This is a genomic window from Burkholderia sp. Bp9143, from assembly GCF_003853645.1.
Classification (GTDB): Bacteria; Pseudomonadota; Gammaproteobacteria; order Burkholderiales; family Burkholderiaceae; genus Burkholderia.
On sequence record NZ_QTPO01000020.1, the window covers coordinates 89,834 to 106,188 of the forward strand.

Annotated in this window: 16 protein-coding genes; all 16 read left to right on the forward strand. The window is 63.0% G+C overall.

Features of this window, described 5'->3' with window-relative positions; genetic code table 11:
- Nucleotides 1–77 precede the first annotated feature (77 nt).
- Nucleotides 78–2,048 carry a tRNA uridine-5-carboxymethylaminomethyl(34) synthesis enzyme MnmG gene (mnmG, locus tag DIE23_RS17095; protein WP_124613225.1) on the forward strand — a complete coding sequence of 657 codons (1,971 nt, stop codon included), beginning with the start codon at nucleotides 78–80 and terminating at the stop codon, nucleotides 2,046–2,048.
- On the forward strand, nucleotides 2,045–2,731 hold the full coding sequence (gene rsmG, locus DIE23_RS17100; RefSeq protein ID WP_124613226.1) for a 16S rRNA (guanine(527)-N(7))-methyltransferase RsmG: 687 nt from the start codon (nucleotides 2,045–2,047) through the stop codon (nucleotides 2,729–2,731). Before mnmG ends, rsmG begins: the two co-directional genes overlap by 4 nt.
- Nucleotides 2,732–2,782: 51 nt before the next feature.
- Nucleotides 2,783–3,562: a ParA family protein gene (locus DIE23_RS17105; RefSeq protein WP_059465983.1), complete on the forward strand. Its 780-nt coding sequence runs from the start codon at nucleotides 2,783–2,785 to the stop codon at nucleotides 3,560–3,562.
- A 31-nt stretch (nucleotides 3,563–3,593) separates the two neighbouring features.
- Entirely contained in the window at nucleotides 3,594–4,487 is an 894-nt protein-coding gene (locus DIE23_RS17110; protein WP_034183983.1) for a ParB/RepB/Spo0J family partition protein, read from the forward strand.
- A 13-nt stretch (nucleotides 4,488–4,500) separates the two neighbouring features.
- Nucleotides 4,501–5,631, forward strand: coding sequence for an SLC13 family permease (locus DIE23_RS17115; protein ID WP_185646479.1), 1,131 nt, complete (start codon nucleotides 4,501–4,503; stop codon nucleotides 5,629–5,631).
- A 121-nt stretch (nucleotides 5,632–5,752) separates the two neighbouring features.
- A complete protein-coding gene (locus tag DIE23_RS17120; protein ID WP_260436095.1) occupies nucleotides 5,753–6,052 on the forward strand; it encodes a hypothetical protein in 300 nt (99 codons plus the stop codon).
- A 151-nt stretch (nucleotides 6,053–6,203) separates the two neighbouring features.
- A complete protein-coding gene (locus DIE23_RS17125; RefSeq protein ID WP_124613228.1) occupies nucleotides 6,204–6,731 on the forward strand; it encodes an ATP synthase subunit I in 528 nt (175 codons plus the stop codon).
- A gap of 110 nt (nucleotides 6,732–6,841) precedes the next feature.
- Nucleotides 6,842–7,693 carry a F0F1 ATP synthase subunit A gene (gene atpB, locus DIE23_RS17130; protein WP_034183834.1) on the forward strand — a complete coding sequence of 284 codons (852 nt, stop codon included), beginning with the start codon at nucleotides 6,842–6,844 and terminating at the stop codon, nucleotides 7,691–7,693.
- A gap of 75 nt (nucleotides 7,694–7,768) precedes the next feature.
- Complete coding sequence (gene atpE / locus DIE23_RS17135; RefSeq protein ID WP_006482730.1) at nucleotides 7,769–8,038, forward strand: F0F1 ATP synthase subunit C; 270 nt, start codon at nucleotides 7,769–7,771, stop codon at nucleotides 8,036–8,038.
- A gap of 129 nt (nucleotides 8,039–8,167) precedes the next feature.
- Nucleotides 8,168–8,638: a F0F1 ATP synthase subunit B gene (locus DIE23_RS17140; protein WP_006751767.1), complete on the forward strand. Its 471-nt coding sequence runs from the start codon at nucleotides 8,168–8,170 to the stop codon at nucleotides 8,636–8,638.
- A 2-nt stretch (nucleotides 8,639–8,640) separates the two neighbouring features.
- Entirely contained in the window at nucleotides 8,641–9,180 is a 540-nt protein-coding gene (locus DIE23_RS17145; protein WP_057927955.1) for a F0F1 ATP synthase subunit delta, read from the forward strand.
- Between the two features lie 44 nt (nucleotides 9,181–9,224).
- Nucleotides 9,225–10,766 carry a F0F1 ATP synthase subunit alpha gene (gene atpA / locus DIE23_RS17150; protein ID WP_014895499.1) on the forward strand — a complete coding sequence of 514 codons (1,542 nt, stop codon included), beginning with the start codon at nucleotides 9,225–9,227 and terminating at the stop codon, nucleotides 10,764–10,766.
- Between the two features lie 69 nt (nucleotides 10,767–10,835).
- Nucleotides 10,836–11,711, forward strand: coding sequence for a F0F1 ATP synthase subunit gamma (atpG, locus tag DIE23_RS17155; protein ID WP_014895500.1), 876 nt, complete (start codon nucleotides 10,836–10,838; stop codon nucleotides 11,709–11,711).
- A 65-nt stretch (nucleotides 11,712–11,776) separates the two neighbouring features.
- Nucleotides 11,777–13,171, forward strand: a complete 1,395-nt coding sequence (atpD, locus tag DIE23_RS17160; protein WP_059531206.1) for a F0F1 ATP synthase subunit beta — start codon at nucleotides 11,777–11,779, stop codon at nucleotides 13,169–13,171.
- A gap of 151 nt (nucleotides 13,172–13,322) precedes the next feature.
- Nucleotides 13,323–13,748 (forward strand): F0F1 ATP synthase subunit epsilon, encoded by a 426-nt coding sequence (locus DIE23_RS17165; RefSeq protein WP_006477288.1) that lies wholly within the window; start codon nucleotides 13,323–13,325, stop codon nucleotides 13,746–13,748.
- A gap of 258 nt (nucleotides 13,749–14,006) precedes the next feature.
- A complete protein-coding gene (locus DIE23_RS17170; protein ID WP_124613229.1) occupies nucleotides 14,007–15,734 on the forward strand; it encodes an AMP-binding protein in 1,728 nt (575 codons plus the stop codon).
- The last annotated feature ends 621 nt before the right edge of the window (nucleotides 15,735–16,355 follow it).

Genomic DNA, 16,355 nt, shown 5'->3' on the forward strand with positions numbered 1-16,355 from the left:
GAAAAGCGAACCCGCTATAATTCGGCCCATACATTTCTCAGATAGGTTCGTGCGCAGTCCTGCGCCCGGAATCCACCATGCTTTTTCCCACAGAATTTGACGTCATCGTCGTCGGTGGCGGGCACGCCGGCACGGAAGCCGCGTTGGCATCGGCCCGTATGGGTGCGAAGACGCTGCTGCTGACCCATAACATCGAAACGCTCGGGCAGATGAGCTGCAATCCGTCGATCGGCGGCATTGGCAAGGGCCATCTGGTCAAGGAAGTCGATGCGCTCGGCGGCGCGATGGCCGCCGCGACGGACGAGAGCGGTATTCAGTTCCGGATCCTCAATTCGTCGAAGGGCCCGGCCGTGCGCGCGACGCGTGCGCAGGCAGACCGCATCCTGTACAAGGCTGCGATCCGCCATCGGCTCGAGAACCAGCCCAACCTGTGGCTGTTCCAGCAGGCCGTCGACGATCTGATGGTCGAAGGCGACCGCGTGGTCGGCGCCGTCACGCAGATCGGCATCCGCTTCCGCGCACGTGCTGTGGTGCTGACGGCCGGTACCTTCCTCGACGGCAAGATCCACGTCGGCCTGAACAACTACACGGGCGGTCGCGCGGGCGATCCGGCGGCCGTGTCGCTGTCGGCGCGCCTGAAGGAGCTGAAGCTGCCGCAGGGCCGCCTGAAGACCGGTACGCCGCCGCGTATCGATGGCCGCTCGATTGACTTCTCGAAGCTGGACGAGCAGCCGGGCGATCTCGATCCGATCCCGGTGTTCTCGTTCCTGGGCCGCGCGGAGCAGCATCCGCAGCAGCTGCCGTGCTGGGTCACGCATACGAACGAGCGCACGCACGACATCATTCGCGGCGGCCTCGACCGTTCGCCTATGTATACAGGCGTGATCGAAGGCGTCGGCCCACGTTACTGCCCGTCGATCGAGGACAAGATCCACCGATTCGCGTCGAAGGAGTCGCACCAGATCTTCCTGGAGCCGGAAGGGCTGACGACCAACGAGTTCTATCCGAACGGGATTTCGACGAGCCTGCCGTTCGACGTGCAGCTCGAGCTCGTGCACTCGATGCGCGGCCTCGAGAACGCGCACATCCTGCGCCCCGGCTACGCGATCGAGTACGACTACTTCGACCCGCGCGCGCTGAAGGCGTCGCTCGAGACGAAGGCGATCAACGGGCTGTTCTTTGCGGGCCAGATCAACGGTACGACCGGCTACGAAGAAGCGGCTGCACAAGGCCTGCTGGCCGGCCTGAACGCAGGCCGTTACGTGCAGGAGAAGGACGCATGGTGTCCGCGTCGCGACCAGGCGTACCTTGGTGTGCTGGTCGACGACCTTGTCACACGTGGTGTGGCCGAGCCGTACCGGATGTTCACGAGCCGTGCCGAGTACCGTCTGAGCCTGCGTGAGGACAATGCGGACATGCGCCTGACCGAAATCGGCCGCGAGCTGGGCCTGGTCGACGACGTGCGCTGGGATGTGTTCAGCCGGAAGCGCGATGCTGTTTCACGTGAAACCGAACGGCTGAAATCGACGTGGGTCACGCCGAAGACGCTGCCGCCGGAAGAGGCGACCGCGTTGCTCGGCAAGGCAATCGATCACGAGTACAGCCTCGCTGAACTGTTGCGTCGCCCGGGCGTCAGCTACGACGGCGTGTGCGGCCTGAAGGGCGGCGAATGCGGTCCGGCTGAGCCGCTGGGCGACGATCCGGTGCTGCTCGAGCAGATCAAGGAACAGGTCGAGATCGGCATCAAATATCAGGGCTATATCGAGCGTCAGGCCAGCGAGATCGAACGCAACGATGCGAACGAGAACACGCGCCTGCCGGACGGTATCGATTACCGCGAGGTTCGCGGCCTGTCGTTCGAAGTAAGCCAGAAGCTCAACGAGTTCCGGCCGGAAACGATCGGCCAGGCATCGCGGATCTCGGGCGTCACGCCGGCGGCAATCTCGCTGCTGATGGTGCATCTGAAGCGCCGTGGCCTCGGCCGCCGTAACGCCACGGCCGCAGAGGCGACCGAGCAGGGGGACGGCACCGTCCCGACGCAACAATGACGGCGCGTCGCGCGCCGGCGGTTAATCGGGACGTACTTGAACAGATGCTCGTCGACGGCACGGCCGCGCTCGACATCGCATTGACGGATGCACAACGCAACCAGCTGCTCGACTATGTCGCGCTGCTCGGCAAGTGGAACGCGGTCTACAACCTGACTGCGATCCGCGACCCGAAGCAGATGCTGATCCAGCACATTCTCGATTCGCTCTCCATCGTTCCGCATCTGCGCGATCGTGCATCGGCGCGCGTGCTCGACGTGGGTTCGGGGGGCGGGTTGCCCGGCATCGTACTGGCGATCGTCCAGCCGGATTGGCAGGTCACGCTGAACGATATCGTGCAGAAGAAGTCTGCATTCCAGACGCAGATGCGTGCGGAGTTGAAGCTCGCGAACCTGTCGGTCGTCACCGGGCGGGTCGAATCGCTGCAGCCGGGTGTCGAAGTGCCGGAAAAATTCGACATCATCGTATCCCGCGCTTTCGCGGACCTATCCGACTTCGTTAAACTTGCTCGACATCTCGTCGCGCACGGCGGATCGATCTGGGCAATGAAGGGTGTCCACCCGGACGACGAAATTGCACGGCTGCCGGAAGGCAGTCGCGTAAAGCAGACGATGCGGCTGGCGGTACCGATGCTCGATGCCGAACGGCATCTGATCGAGGTCACCGTCGAAGAGGCGAATTGAAGGCGTGCGGTAGCGCGCCGTTTGTTTGAAGGTAAAGGGAACACACCAACGATGGCAAAGATCTTCTGCGTTGCGAACCAGAAGGGGGGCGTCGGCAAGACGACGACATCGGTCAATCTCGCCGCAAGCCTTGCAGCGCAGGAGCAACGAGTCCTGCTGATCGATCTCGACCCGCAGGGCAACGCGACGATGGGCAGCGGGATCGACAAGGCCGCCTGCGAGTCGACCGTGTACGAAGTGCTGGTCGACGGCGTATCGGTGACGGACGCGCGCGTCCGTCCGGAAGGTGTCACGTACGACGTGCTGCCGGCCAACCGCGAGCTGTCCGGTGCCGAGATCGAGTTGATCAGCATCGATAACCGCGAGCGCCGATTGAAGGCCGCGCTCGAGCGCGTCGCCGACGACTACGACTTCGTGCTGATCGATTGTCCGCCGACGCTGTCGCTACTGACGCTGAATGGGCTGTGCGCGGCGCATGGCGTCGTGATCCCGATGCAGTGCGAGTACTTCGCGCTGGAAGGGCTGTCGGATCTCGTCAATACGATCAAGCAGGTTCACGCGAACATGAACCGCGATCTGAAGATCATCGGCTTGCTGCGCGTGATGTTCGATCCGCGCATCACGCTGCAGCAGCAAGTCTCCGATCAACTGAAAGCGCACTTCGGCGACAAGGTGTTCGACGCGGTGATTCCGCGCAACGTGCGCCTGGCGGAAGCGCCGAGTTACGGGTTGCCGGGCGTCGTGTTCGACCGCAACTCGCGCGGTGCGCAGGCGTATCTCCAGTTCGGTGCCGAGATGATCGATCGCGTGCGCGCGTTCGAGGTGTCGTGATCCGGACATGAGCGAAGCGAGGAAGAAAGACATGAACGCGGTACCAAAGAAGAAGGGCTTGGGACGTGGCCTCGAAGCGCTGCTCGGCGGCAGTGCGGACATCACCGAAGCGGTGAAGATCGAAGGCGCACCGAACACGCTCGCACTCGGCAAGCTGCAGGCCGGCAAGTACCAGCCGCGGACGCGGATGGACGAAGGCAGCCTGCAGGAGCTGGCGGCCAGCATTCGCGCGCAAGGCGTGATGCAGCCGATTCTGGTACGGCCCATTTCGTCTGATAAATACGAGATCATCGCCGGCGAGCGCCGTTTCCGCGCGGCACGCCTGGCGGGCCTCGACGAAGTGCCGGTGCTCGTGAAGGACGTGTCCGATCAGGCCGCCGCGGCGATGGCGCTGATCGAGAACATCCAGCGCGAGGACCTGAATCCGCTGGAAGAGGCGCACGGTATCCAGCGTCTGCTCGACGAGTTCGGTTTCACGCACGAACAGGCAGCCGAATCGGTCGGCCGTTCGCGCAGCGCGGTGTCGAACCTGCTGCGCTTGCTGAACCTCGCCTCGCCGGTGCAGACGATGCTGCTGGCCGGCGATCTCGACATGGGCCACGCGCGTGCGCTGCTCGCGGTCGACGCGGCGACGCAGATCACGCTCGCGCACCAGGTCGTCAACAAGCGCATGTCGGTGCGCGAGACCGAGAAGCTGGTCGCTCACACGACGAAGGAAGCGCCGGCCGTGAAGGCGCGCGCGAAGGACGACGGCGGCCGCGATACGCGCCGTCTCGAAGAGGAGTTGTCCGACCTGCTCGCGTCGACGGTGAAGATCAAGCTCGGCCGCCGCGGGCGAGGGCAGGTGATGATCGACTTCGGCAACCTCGATGCGCTCGAGGGAATCCTCGCGCGCCTGCGCGGCAACGTCGCAACTGAAGAGTAACGAGGCACAATTGGTGGAAAGTACGGGCGCGCCGGCGCCACGCCGGTGGCTCGGCTGGCTTTCGCAGGAGCCAGTACTGACGGTACTGGGTCTTGCGCTGATTCTTCTTCAATGGTTGCGTCAGCAACCAATTTCCACGTTGGCCGGTCTCGTCGACTGGCCGACCGTTGCGACGCTCGCGGGTTTGCTGATGCTGACCAAGGCGCTCGAGCTGTCCGGATGCCTGATGTGGCTCGCGCATCGCATCGTGCATCACGTGCACTCCGAGCGCGGGCTCGCGATGTTGCTTGTCGTGTTTGCGGCGGTGCTCGCAATGTGGCTCACCAACGATGTCGCTCTGTTCATCGTCGTGCCGCTGATGGTGTCGCTGCGTGCGCTGACACCGCTGCCGTTCCGCCGGCTCGTGATCGTGGTCGCGCTGGCCGTCAACGCGGGGTCCGTCGCGACACCGCTCGGTAACCCCCAGAACCTTTTCCTGTGGCAATTGAGCGGCATGCCGTTCGGCCGCTTCGTCGTCGAGCTCGGGCCGCTTGCCCTCGCGCTGATGGCGCTGCTGCTCGGGCTGACGGCGTGCGCGTTTCGTGCCAGGCCGCTCGACCTGTCGGGAGACGTCGAGGTTGTTCCCGTGCAGCGCGTGCACGCACTGCTCGCGGCGGTGCTGTTCGGTGCATTCGTGTGGCTGGCCGACGCGCATCATCCGTTGCCGGGCCTCATCGTCGTCGTGATCGCGCTGCTCGTGGCAAAACGTGAGGCAGTCCTGAAGATCGACTGGCTGCTGCTGCTGATCTTCGTGCTGATGTTCGTCGTGTTGCGCAGCGCGGCCGCGTTGCCCGTTGTCCACGACGCGATCGCGCGAACCCATCTCGATTCGCCGCTGCGCGTGTTCGCGGCGGGTGCGGTGCTGTCGCAGGGCATCAGCAACGTGCCGGCGGCGATCCTGCTGTCGGAGTTCACGCACGACTGGCGTGCGCTTGCGTTCGGGGTGTCGGTCGGCGGTTTCGGTTTCGCGATCGGTTCGCTCGCGAACCTGATCGCGGTGCGTCTCGCCAAGGAGCCGCGCATGTGGCTGCCGTTTCACCTCGTGTCGATTCCGTTCGCGCTCGTGAGCGCGGCACTGGGCGCGTGGTTGCTCGTGCACGGCTGAGCAGCGCGGCCGCGTGCGGTGCAGGCGTGCTGCAAGCTTGAGAGGGTGGGGCACAGCATTCGCAACTGATGCGAAGCGGTGGTTGTTGATAAGTATGGCAACCCACAGTCGATCTACTGTGGTGGCGCAACAACTGAATGCAGGCATCGGCGCGCTCGCGTTCGAGCGTATTTCGCGCATCGCGCTCGACGCGGTGGTCACAGTATTTCCTCTCTTCCGCATCGCCGCGCCGAGTCATTTCGGGTGGTCGCGTCACAGAAGAATTCCTGCTGCGATCGCGTCGCGCCGGTGGCGCCCGCGCCAGGCGTCGATGTCGTGTGATTGCCTCGTTGCCGGACTTTTTCGGGCAAGAAATACCGGTGCAAAAAACCGACCTTACAACTGTCATCGTACGTCGTTGATTCGCGCGTTTTTCACATGATGAGGCGTCGTTTTACGCAGGTTTTTGTCGCGTCTAAAGCCTTGAATCACTTGCAACTATCGCTTACAATCGCCCGGATTTGTTAGCTAGGCACCCCTGAAAGCTTTCAGAAAGCTTGGGGCCGGGTTCAGGGATTTTGCGGAAGATTGCGATGGCGGGTCAGGCGCCGAACGACAGGCACGATGATCACCGAGCGCAACGCACCGCTTCAGCGGCCGGCGAGCGGCGCGAGTCCGATGACGATGACTGGGATGCCGAGCAGCAAGATGACAACATCGTTCCGCTCACGCGGACGGAAGCCGAGAGGTTGTTCGGTCCGAACGTGAGCAAGCCGCCGCGCGTGACCCCCTACAAGGTGGTGATCGCGCAGGTGGTCTTGTCCCTGGTTGCAACGCTGGCGTGGTGGCTGTTTTCAAAGTCGCCGGGCGCCGCTGCGCAATCCGCGTTTCTGGGCGGGGCGATCGGCTGGGTGCCAAGCGCGTTGTTCGTGGCACGACTGAAGGCAGGTGGCTCGGCCACCGTGATGAGCTGGGTGATGGGCGAAGCCCTGAAGCTCGGCGTGACGGTCGGGATGTTCGCTGCAGTGGCGTACGGCTATGCCGGCGTGCACTGGCCGGCACTCCTCGTCACCTACCTCGTCGTGCTGAAGACGTACTGGATCGCGCTGGCCTGGCGGTAAGCAACAAGCAGCGTGCGGTTTCGACAACGAACCGCACCGGCCCGTTCCCGCAATAACGTATTGCGGAACGGGGCAAAACGATTTTCGACAATTTGGGTGGCATTAACGATATGGCAGCTAGCGAAGGCACGCGCGGTCCGGATCCGTCCGAGTACATTGCGCACCACTTGCAGAATTTCTCCACCTCGCATCAGACGTCGATTTTCGACATCCACGTCTGGAACCTCGACACGCTGTTCTGGTCGATCGTGTGCGGCATCGTGACGATCCTCCTGCTGCGTCTGGCCGCCCGCAAGGCGACCTCGGGCGTGCCGGGCCGCTTCCAGTGCGCGATCGAGATGCTCGTCGAAATGGTCGAAGACCAGTCGAAGGCCATCGTCCACGGCAATCGCACCTTCATCGCTCCGCTCGCCCTCACGGTGTTCGTGTGGGTCGCGCTGATGAACTCCCTCGACTTCCTCCCGGTCGACCTGCCGGGCCGTGTCATCGGCCTGCTCGGTCTGTCGGACGTGATTTCCCACCATCGCATCGTCCCGACGGCCGACCTGAACGGCACGCTCGGCATCGCCCTCGGCGTGTTCGTCCTGATGATCTACTACAGCATCAAGATCAAGGGCGCGGGCGGCTTCGTGCATGAGCTGCTGTCGGCGCCGTTCGGCGCCCACCCGCTGCTGTGGATCCCGAACCTCGCGCTGAACATCGTCGAATACCTCGCGAAGACCGTCTCCCTCGGCATGCGGCTGTTCGGCAACATGTATGCGGGTGAGCTGTTGTTCCTGTTGATCGCCCTGCTCGGCAGCATGTGGAGCTTCGGTGGCGACGCAACGTTCCTCGGCTTCGTTGGCCATGTGATCGCGGGTAGCGTCTGGGCAATCTTCCACATCCTGATTGTTCTGTTGCAGGCATTCATTTTCATGATGCTGACGCTGGTGTATCTCGGCCAGGCGCACGACACGCACTAAGCGTGGCGTGCAAAAAAGAGTTTCCGTTTTAGTTTTTTAAATCTCAGTTCCAAGTCTTTTCACAAAGGAGTGATCATGCAAGCTTACATCGCCAACATCCAGGGTCTGACCGCCATCGGTATCGGCATCATCATCGGCCTGGGTGCTATCGGCGCCTGTATCGGTATCGCGCTGATGGGTGGCAAGTACATCGAAGCCTGCGCGCGTCAGCCGGAACTCATCAACCCGCTGCAAACGAAGATGTTCCTGTTGGCCGGCCTGATCGACGCTGCATTCCTGATCGGCGTTGGTGTCGCAATGCTGTTCGCGTTCGCGAACCCGCTCCTGTCGAAGCTCGCAGGCTAAGGTTCCACGGAACTTTGCGTCCGGCGCGAGCCGGCGCAGGGCGGAACGGAGACTTGGGGCGCTGATCGAATGCAACTCGATGAGCGCCTTACCGTTTCATTTTTCCGGAATAGCAGATAAGGAAACACCGTGAATCTCAACGCAACTCTGTTTGCGCAAATGGTCGTGTTCCTGGTCCTCGCGTGGTTCACGATGAAATTCGTGTGGCCGCCGTTGATCAACGCCCTCGACGAACGTTCGAAGAAGATCGCCGACGGCCTCGCCGCCGCGGAGAAGGGCAAGGCGGAACTCGACGCAGCGCACAAGCGCGTGGACCAGGAACTCGCGCAGGCCCGCAACGACGGCCAGCAGCGCATCGCCGACGCTGAAAAGCGTGCCCAGGCGGTCGCCGAGGAAATCAAGGCCAACGCCCAAGCTGAAGCCGCCCGCATCGTCGCTCAGGCGAAAGCGGAAGCAGAACAGCAAATCGTGAAGGCGCGCGAAGCGCTGCGTGGCGAAGTCGCCTCGCTGGCCGTGAAGGGCGCCGAGCAGATCCTGAAGCGCGAAGTCGATCAAACGGCCCACGCCCAACTGCTGAATCAACTGAAAGCCGAGCTCTGATCATGGCCGAACTTGCAACCATCGCCCGCCCTTACGCAGAAGCGCTGTTCCGCGTGGCCGAGGGAGGTGACATCGCCGCCTGGTCCACGCTCGTGCAAGAGCTGGCCCAGGTTGCGCGTCTGCCGGAAGTGCTGTCGGTCGCGTCGAGCCCGAAGGTGACGCGCACGCAAGTGGCCGAGCTGCTGCTTGCTGCGTTGAAGTCGCCGGTCGCGGCCGGCGCCGAAGCGAAGAACTTCGTGCAGATGCTGGTCGACAATCATCGCATCGCGCTGCTGCCGGAAATCGCCGAGCAGTTCGAGGCGCTCAAGAACGAACGTGAAGGTGCAGCCGACGCCGAGATCGTGAGCGCGTTCCCGCTGAACGGCGCGGATCTCGAAAGCCTCGTCTCTGGCCTCGAACGTAAGTTCAAGCGCAAGCTGAAGCCGACGGTCGAAGTCGATTCGTCGCTGATCGGCGGCGTGCGCGTGACGGTCGGCGACGAAGTGCTCGACACCTCGGTTCGCGCGCGCCTCGCATCGATGCAGGCTGCCTTGACCGCCTGAGCGCCACGCCGGCACGCAACAGAATTGACTATCAGGAGCGAATAATGCAACTCAATCCCTCTGAGATCAGCGAACTGATCAAGAGCCGGATCCAGGGCCTTGAAGCGAGCGCAGACGTTCGCAACCAAGGCACGGTGATCTCCGTGACCGACGGTATCGTGCGTATCCACGGCCTGTCGGACGTGATGCAGGGCGAAATGCTCGAGTTTCCGGGCAACACGTTCGGTCTCGCGCTGAACCTCGAGCGCGACTCGGTCGGCGCGGTGATTCTCGGCGAATACGAACACATCTCGGAAGGCGACATCGTCAAGACGACGGGCCGCATTCTCGAAGTGCCGGTGGGTCCGGAACTCGTCGGCCGCGTGGTCGATGCGCTCGGCAACCCGATCGACGGCAAGGGCCCGGTCAACGCCAAGCTGACCGACGCGATCGAAAAGATCGCCCCGGGCGTGATCTGGCGTAAGTCGGTGTCGCAGCCGGTGCAGACGGGCATCAAGTCGATCGACGCGATGGTGCCGATCGGCCGTGGCCAGCGTGAGCTGATCATCGGCGACCGTCAGTGCGGCAAGACCGCGGTGGCGCTCGACGCGATCATCAACCAGAAAGGCAAGGACCTGATCTGTATCTACGTCGCGATCGGCCAGAAGGCTTCGTCGATCATGAACGTGGTTCGCAAGCTCGAAGAAACGGGCGCGATGGAATACACGATCGTCGTCGCCGCCTCGGCATCGGATTCGGCTGCCATGCAGTACCTGGCACCGTACGCCGGCTGCACGATGGGCGAATACTTCCGCGACCGTGGCCAAGACGCGCTGATCATTTATGACGACTTGACCAAGCAAGCCTGGGCATACCGTCAGATCTCGCTGCTGCTGCGCCGCCCGCCGGGCCGTGAAGCGTACCCGGGCGACGTGTTTTATCTGCACTCGCGTCTGCTCGAGCGCGCTGCTCGCGTGTCGGAAGAGTACGTCGAGAAGTTCACGAACGGCGAAGTGAAGGGCAAGAGCGGTTCGCTGACGGCACTGCCGGTCATCGAAACGCAGGCTGGCGACGTGACCGCGTTCGTTCCGACGAACGTGATCTCGATTACCGACGGCCAGATCTTCCTGGAAACCGACCTGTTCAACGCAGGCATCCGCCCGGCAATCAACGCCGGCGTGTCGGTGTCGCGAGTCGGTGGCGCCGCTCAGACGAAGGTCGTGAAGAAGCTGTCGGGCGGTATCCGTACCGACCTCGCGCAGTACCGTGAACTGGCCGCATTCGCGCAGTTCGCATCGGACCTCGACGAAGCGACCCGCAAGCAGCTCGAGCGCGGCCGCCGCGTGACGGAACTGCTGAAGCAGCCGCAGTACCAGCCGCTGCAGGTGTGGGAACTGGCCGTGTCGCTGTACGCCGCGAACAACGGCTACCTCGACGATCTCGACGTCAAGCAAGTGCTGTCGTTCGAGAAGGGCCTGCGCGACAACCTGAAGACCAGCCACGCTGACCTCATCAAGCGCATCGAAGACACCAAGGATCTCTCGAAGGACGACGAAGGCGCACTGCGCTCGGCAATCGAATCCTTCAAGAAGTCCGGTGCCTATTGATCCGCGAGTGACACACTGAGGCCGCGCGGGTGCTGATGCGCCCGCGCCGCTTCGGTCAAGGAGCAAGCTATGGCTGGAATGAAGGAAATTCGCGGCAAGATCAAGAGCGTGCAGAACACGCGCAAGATCACGAAGGCGATGGAGATGGTGGCTGCATCGAAGATGCGTCGCGCGCAGGAACGCATGCGCGCCGCTCGTCCGTATGCAGACAAGGTCCGTGCCATCGCCGCGCACATGAGCCGTGCGAACCCGGAGTACCGCCACCCGTTCATGGTGGCAAACGACGGCGCGCAGACGGCCGGCATCATCCTCGTCACGACGGACAAGGGTCTTTGCGGCGGTCTGAACACCAACGTGCTGCGTGCGACGGTGCAGAAGTTCAAGGAGCTGGAAGAGAAGGGCCAGAAGGTCGAAGCCACCGCGATCGGTAGCAAGGGCCTCGGGTTCCTGAACCGCTTCGGCGCGAAGGTGCTGTCGCAGGTCGTGCACCTCGGCGACACCCCGCATCTGGACAAGCTGATCGGCGCTGTGAAGACGCAGCTCGATCTGTACTCGGAAGGCAAGCTGTCGGCGGTCTATATCGCTTACACGCGCTTCGTCAACACGATGAAGCAGGAAGCCGTGATCGAGCAGCTGCTGCCGCTGTCGTCGGAACACTTCGAAGCCGATGACGGTACGCCGGCAACGTCGTGGGACTACATCTACGAGCCGGACGCGCAGGCAGTCGTCGACGAACTGCTCGTGCGTTACGTCGAGGCGCTGGTGTACCAGGCCGTCGCGGAAAACATGGCGTCCGAGCAATCGGCGCGGATGGTCGCGATGAAGGCCGCGTCCGACAACGCGAAGACGGTGATCAGCGAACTGCAGCTCGTGTACAACAAGAGCCGCCAGGCCGCGATTACGAAAGAACTGTCGGAGATCGTCGGCGGCGCAGCCGCTGTTTAAGCGCGCGCCGGGACGACAACTGCGCCTTTGCGCGAGTAAAGAATCAGGTATTTAAAGGAAAAGCGATGAGTACTGCTGCTTTGGTAGAAGGCAAGATCGTACAGTGCATCGGCGCCGTTATCGACGTGGAATTCCCGCGCGACAGCATGCCGAAGATCTACGACGCGCTCATTCTCGATGGCTCGGAACTGACGCTCGAAGTCCAGCAGCAGCTGGGCGACGGCGTGGTCCGTACCATCTGTCTGGGTGCATCCGACGGCCTGCGCCGCGGCCTGACCGTGAAGAACACGAGCAAGCCGATTTCGGTGCCGGTCGGCAAGCCGACCCTCGGTCGTATCATGGACGTGCTCGGCCGTCCGATCGACGAAGCCGGTCCGATCGAAAGCGAACATACGCGTTCGATCCACCAGAAGGCTCCGGCGTTCGACGAACTGTCGCCGTCGACCGAACTGCTCGAAACGGGTATCAAGGTTATCGACCTGATCTGCCCGTTCGCGAAGGGCGGCAAGGTTGGCCTGTTCGGCGGTGCTGGCGTGGGCAAGACCGTCAACATGATGGAGCTCATCAACAACATCGCGAAGGAACACGGCGGTTACTCCGTGTTCGCGGGCGTGGGCGAGCGTACCCGTGAAGGGAACGACTTCTACCACGAAATGAAGGACTCGAACGTTCTCGACAAGGTCGCGCTGGTGTACGGCCAGATGAACGAGCCGCCGGGCAACCGTCTGCGCGTCGCGCTGACCGGCCTGACGATGGCCGAGCACTTCCGTGACGAAGGCCTCGACGTGCTGTTCTTCGTCGACAACATCTACCGTTTCACGCTGGCCGGTACCGAAGTGTCGGCACTGCTCGGCCGTATGCCGTCGGCAGTGGGCTATCAGCCGACGCTGGCTGAAGAAATGGGCAAGCTGCAAGAGCGCATCACGTCGACCAAGAAGGGCTCGATTACGTCGGTTCAGGCCGTGTACGTCCCTGCGGACGACTTGACCGACCCGTCGCCTGCCACGACCTTCGGCCACCTGGACGCAACCGTCGTTCTGTCGCGTGACATCGCTTCGCTGGGTATCTACCCGGCGGTCGACCCGCTCGACTCGACGTCGCGCCAGATCGACCCGAACGTGATCGGTGAAGAGCACTACTCGATCACCCGTCGCGTTCAGCAGACGCTGCAGCGCTACAAGGAACTGCGCGACATCATCGCGATTCTGGGCATGGACGAACTGTCGCCGGAAGACAAGCTGTCGGTCGCACGTGCGCGTAAGATCCAGCGTTTCCTGTCGCAGCCGTTCCACGTCGCTGAAGTGTTCACGGGCTCGCCGGGCAAGTACGTGCCGCTGAAGGAAACGATCCGTGGCTTCAAGATGATCGTCGACGGCGAGTGCGACCACCTGCCGGAACAGGCGTTCTACATGGTCGGCACGATCGACGAAGCCTTCGAAAAGGCCAAGAAGATCCAGTAAGGGTCATATGGGATGGAAGTGAGCGCTGAAGCGCTCACTTCTGCCGACCGCCGAGGGGCCTGAGTAAGCGCTAAAGCGCTAACTCAGGCCAACCACGGCATGGGATCGGAGTAAGCGCTGAAGCGCTAACTCCGATCGACAGGAGTTCGATATGGCAACCATCAAAGTAGACGTCGTCAGCGCGGAAGAGCAGATCTTCTCGGGCGAGGCGAAATTCGTCGCGCTGCCGGGCGAAACGGGTGAACTGGGTATTCTGCCGGGTCACACGCCGCTGATCACGCGGATTCGTCCGGGTGCGGTGCGCATCGAAGTCGAGGGCGGCAACGACGAATTCGTGTTCGTCGCGGGCGGCATTCTCGAAGTGCAGCCGGGCGCCGTGACGGTGCTCGCCGATACCGCGATCCGCGGCAAGGACCTCGACGCGGCGAAAGCCGAGGAAGCACGCAAGCGTGCCGAGGAAACGCTGCAGAACGCGAAGTCGGACCTCGACCTCGCAAAGGCGCAATCCGAGCTCGCGACCGCGATGGCGCAGCTCGAGGCGATCCAGCGTCTGGCGAAGATTCGCAGCCGGCACTGAGCCGCGCGCGCGTATCCCGCGAAAGAAAGCAGCCTTCGGGCTGCTTTTTTTTCGCCCGTCGTTTTCGTCTGTTTTTTGCGGGCCGGATCGTATCGTCCGGTCGTGCTATTTCATCCGCCGGCCGCGATTTGCTGTCAGAGTGTCGTCAGCAGAGCGCGGCATCATCCGGGCAGAGGCTGTCCGCCGCGATTGCGGCGGAGCAGGCGCGTGCATCAGCCGCGTGCCGGGCCGATCAGACAAAAACGGACGGAGACATCGATGGCAGCAGACCTTGGCAAGGGGGCGCTGATCGCGCCCGAAAACGGACTGTCGTACGTGCGCGGCGCGACCGACGTGCCGCTATCCGAAGCGACGATCAGCCGGTTCCTGCTCGACACGGCCGGCCGTTTCCCCGATCGTCCGGCCGTTGTGTTTCGCGAACAGCGGGTGCGCTGGAGCTGGCGCGAATTCGCGCACGAGGTCGATGTGCTCGCGGCTGGCCTCGCCGCGCTGGGGATCGAGAAGGGCGATTGCGTCGGCATCTGGTCCCCGAACCGCAGCGAATGGCTGCTCACGCAGTTCGCGACCGCGCGCATCGGCGCGGTCCTCGTCAACATCAACCCGGCCTACCGGCTCGCGGAACTCGAATACGCGCTGAACAAGGTCGGCTGCAAGGCCGTGATCGCGGCCGAGCGCTTCAAGACGTCGGCGTACGTCGAGATGCTGCAGACCATCGCGCCCGAGCTCGCAAGCGCGACGCCGGGCGACCTGCAGGCGGCGCGCGTGCCGAGCCTGCGCACGGTCGTGTCGATGGGCGAGGTCGCGCCGGCCGGCATGTTCCGCTTCGCGGACGTGATGGCGCGCGGCCGGGACACGCTCGATGTCGCGCGGCTCGACGCGATCGGCGCGACGCTCGCGGCCACCGATCCGATCAATATCCAGTTCACGAGCGGCACGACCGGCAGCCCGAAGGGCGCGACGCTCACGCACCGCAACGTCGTCAACAACGCGCGCTCGATTGCGATGGCGATGCGCTTCAGCGAACAGGATTCGCTATGCATCCCGGTGCCGTTGTATCACTGCTTCGGGATGGTGCTGGCCGTGCTCGCGTGCGTGTCGAAGGGCGCGGCGATGGTGTTCCCCGGCGAGGCGTTCGATCCGGTCGCGACGCTCGCGGCCGTGGCCGACGAACGCTGCACCGCGCTGCACGGCGTGCCGACGATGTTCATCGCGGAGCTCGATCATCCGGAGTTCGCGAAATTCGACCTGTCGACGCTGCGCACCGGCATCATGGCCGGTTCGCCGTGCCCGATCGAGACGATGAAGCGCGTCGTGTCGCAGATGCACTTGTCCGAGATCACGATCGCGTACGGGATGACGGAGACGAGCCCCGTGTCGTTCCAGAGCTCGACCGACGATCCGCTCGAGAAGCGCACGACGACAGTCGGCCGCATCCAGCCGCACCTGGAGGTGAAGATCGTCGATCCGAACGGCGACGTCGTGCCGGTCGGCGCGACGGGTGAGCTGTGCACGAGGGGCTATTCGGTGATGCTCGGCTACTGGGACGACGACGCGAAGACGCGCGAGGTGCTGGTCGACGGCTGGATGCATACGGGCGACCTCGCGACGCTCGACGCAGACGGCTACTGCAACATCGTCGGCCGGCTGAAGGACATGGTGATCCGCGGCGGCGAGAACGTGTATCCGCGCGAGATCGAGGAATTCCTGTTCAGGCATCCGAAGATTCAGAGCGCGCAGGTGTTCGGTGTGCCCGATGCGAAATACGGCGAGGAGCTGTGCGCGTGGATCGTGCTGCGCGCGGACGAGCAGATGACCGAGGACGACGTGCGCGCGTTCTGCAGCGGCCAGATCGCGCACTACAAGATTCCGCGCTACATCCGCTTCGTCGACGAGCTGCCGATGACGGTGACGGGCAAGGTGCAGAAGTTCGTGATGCGCGAACGGATGATCGACGAACTGAAGCTCGACGTGCAGAAGACCGCTTGAAACGACCGGGCGGCCCGGCGGCGGGAAAAACGCGGCGGCCTGCGGGCCGTTGCGTTTTCGATGGACGAAAAAAAGCGGGCTTATTAGCCCGCTAAAAACCACACGCTACGGGGTTAGCGCGAGGAGACCAAAGATGAAACCGGATCCGGCGGGGAGCCGGAAACGACTCCAACAGGGATGCCCCTCGGAAGGGCTTCGGTACGTGACCGACTGGCTCGCAGCGCTTCGCGTCCGCTCACACTTGGCACACGAGACCGCATCCGTGTTGAAACCGTTGAGGCCATTGTGGGCGAATTAATGACCCCTCGCGGTAACAAAGTGTTTCAGGTTGTAACGCCCGCCAGATAAGGCTTTCCGGGATTTTTTGCTGTTTTCGGGGTCCTGAAAAAGGTCATATTTACTTATCTTTTCCGCAGAGTTTTCATCGGGTGCGCGCAATGCGTTTTTCATGCGTATTGGCGTCGATGAATTGCCGATTTATACGCCGGAATGTGCATCGAGCGGCAGATACCGCATATGACGATTCAATCGTCGGAAAGATTTTGAAACGTGATCGGCGCGCGCGGTAGTCGGCCATTCGGCCGGTTTTCGCGGTTTCACGCCTGTCGCCCGCTGCGCCGA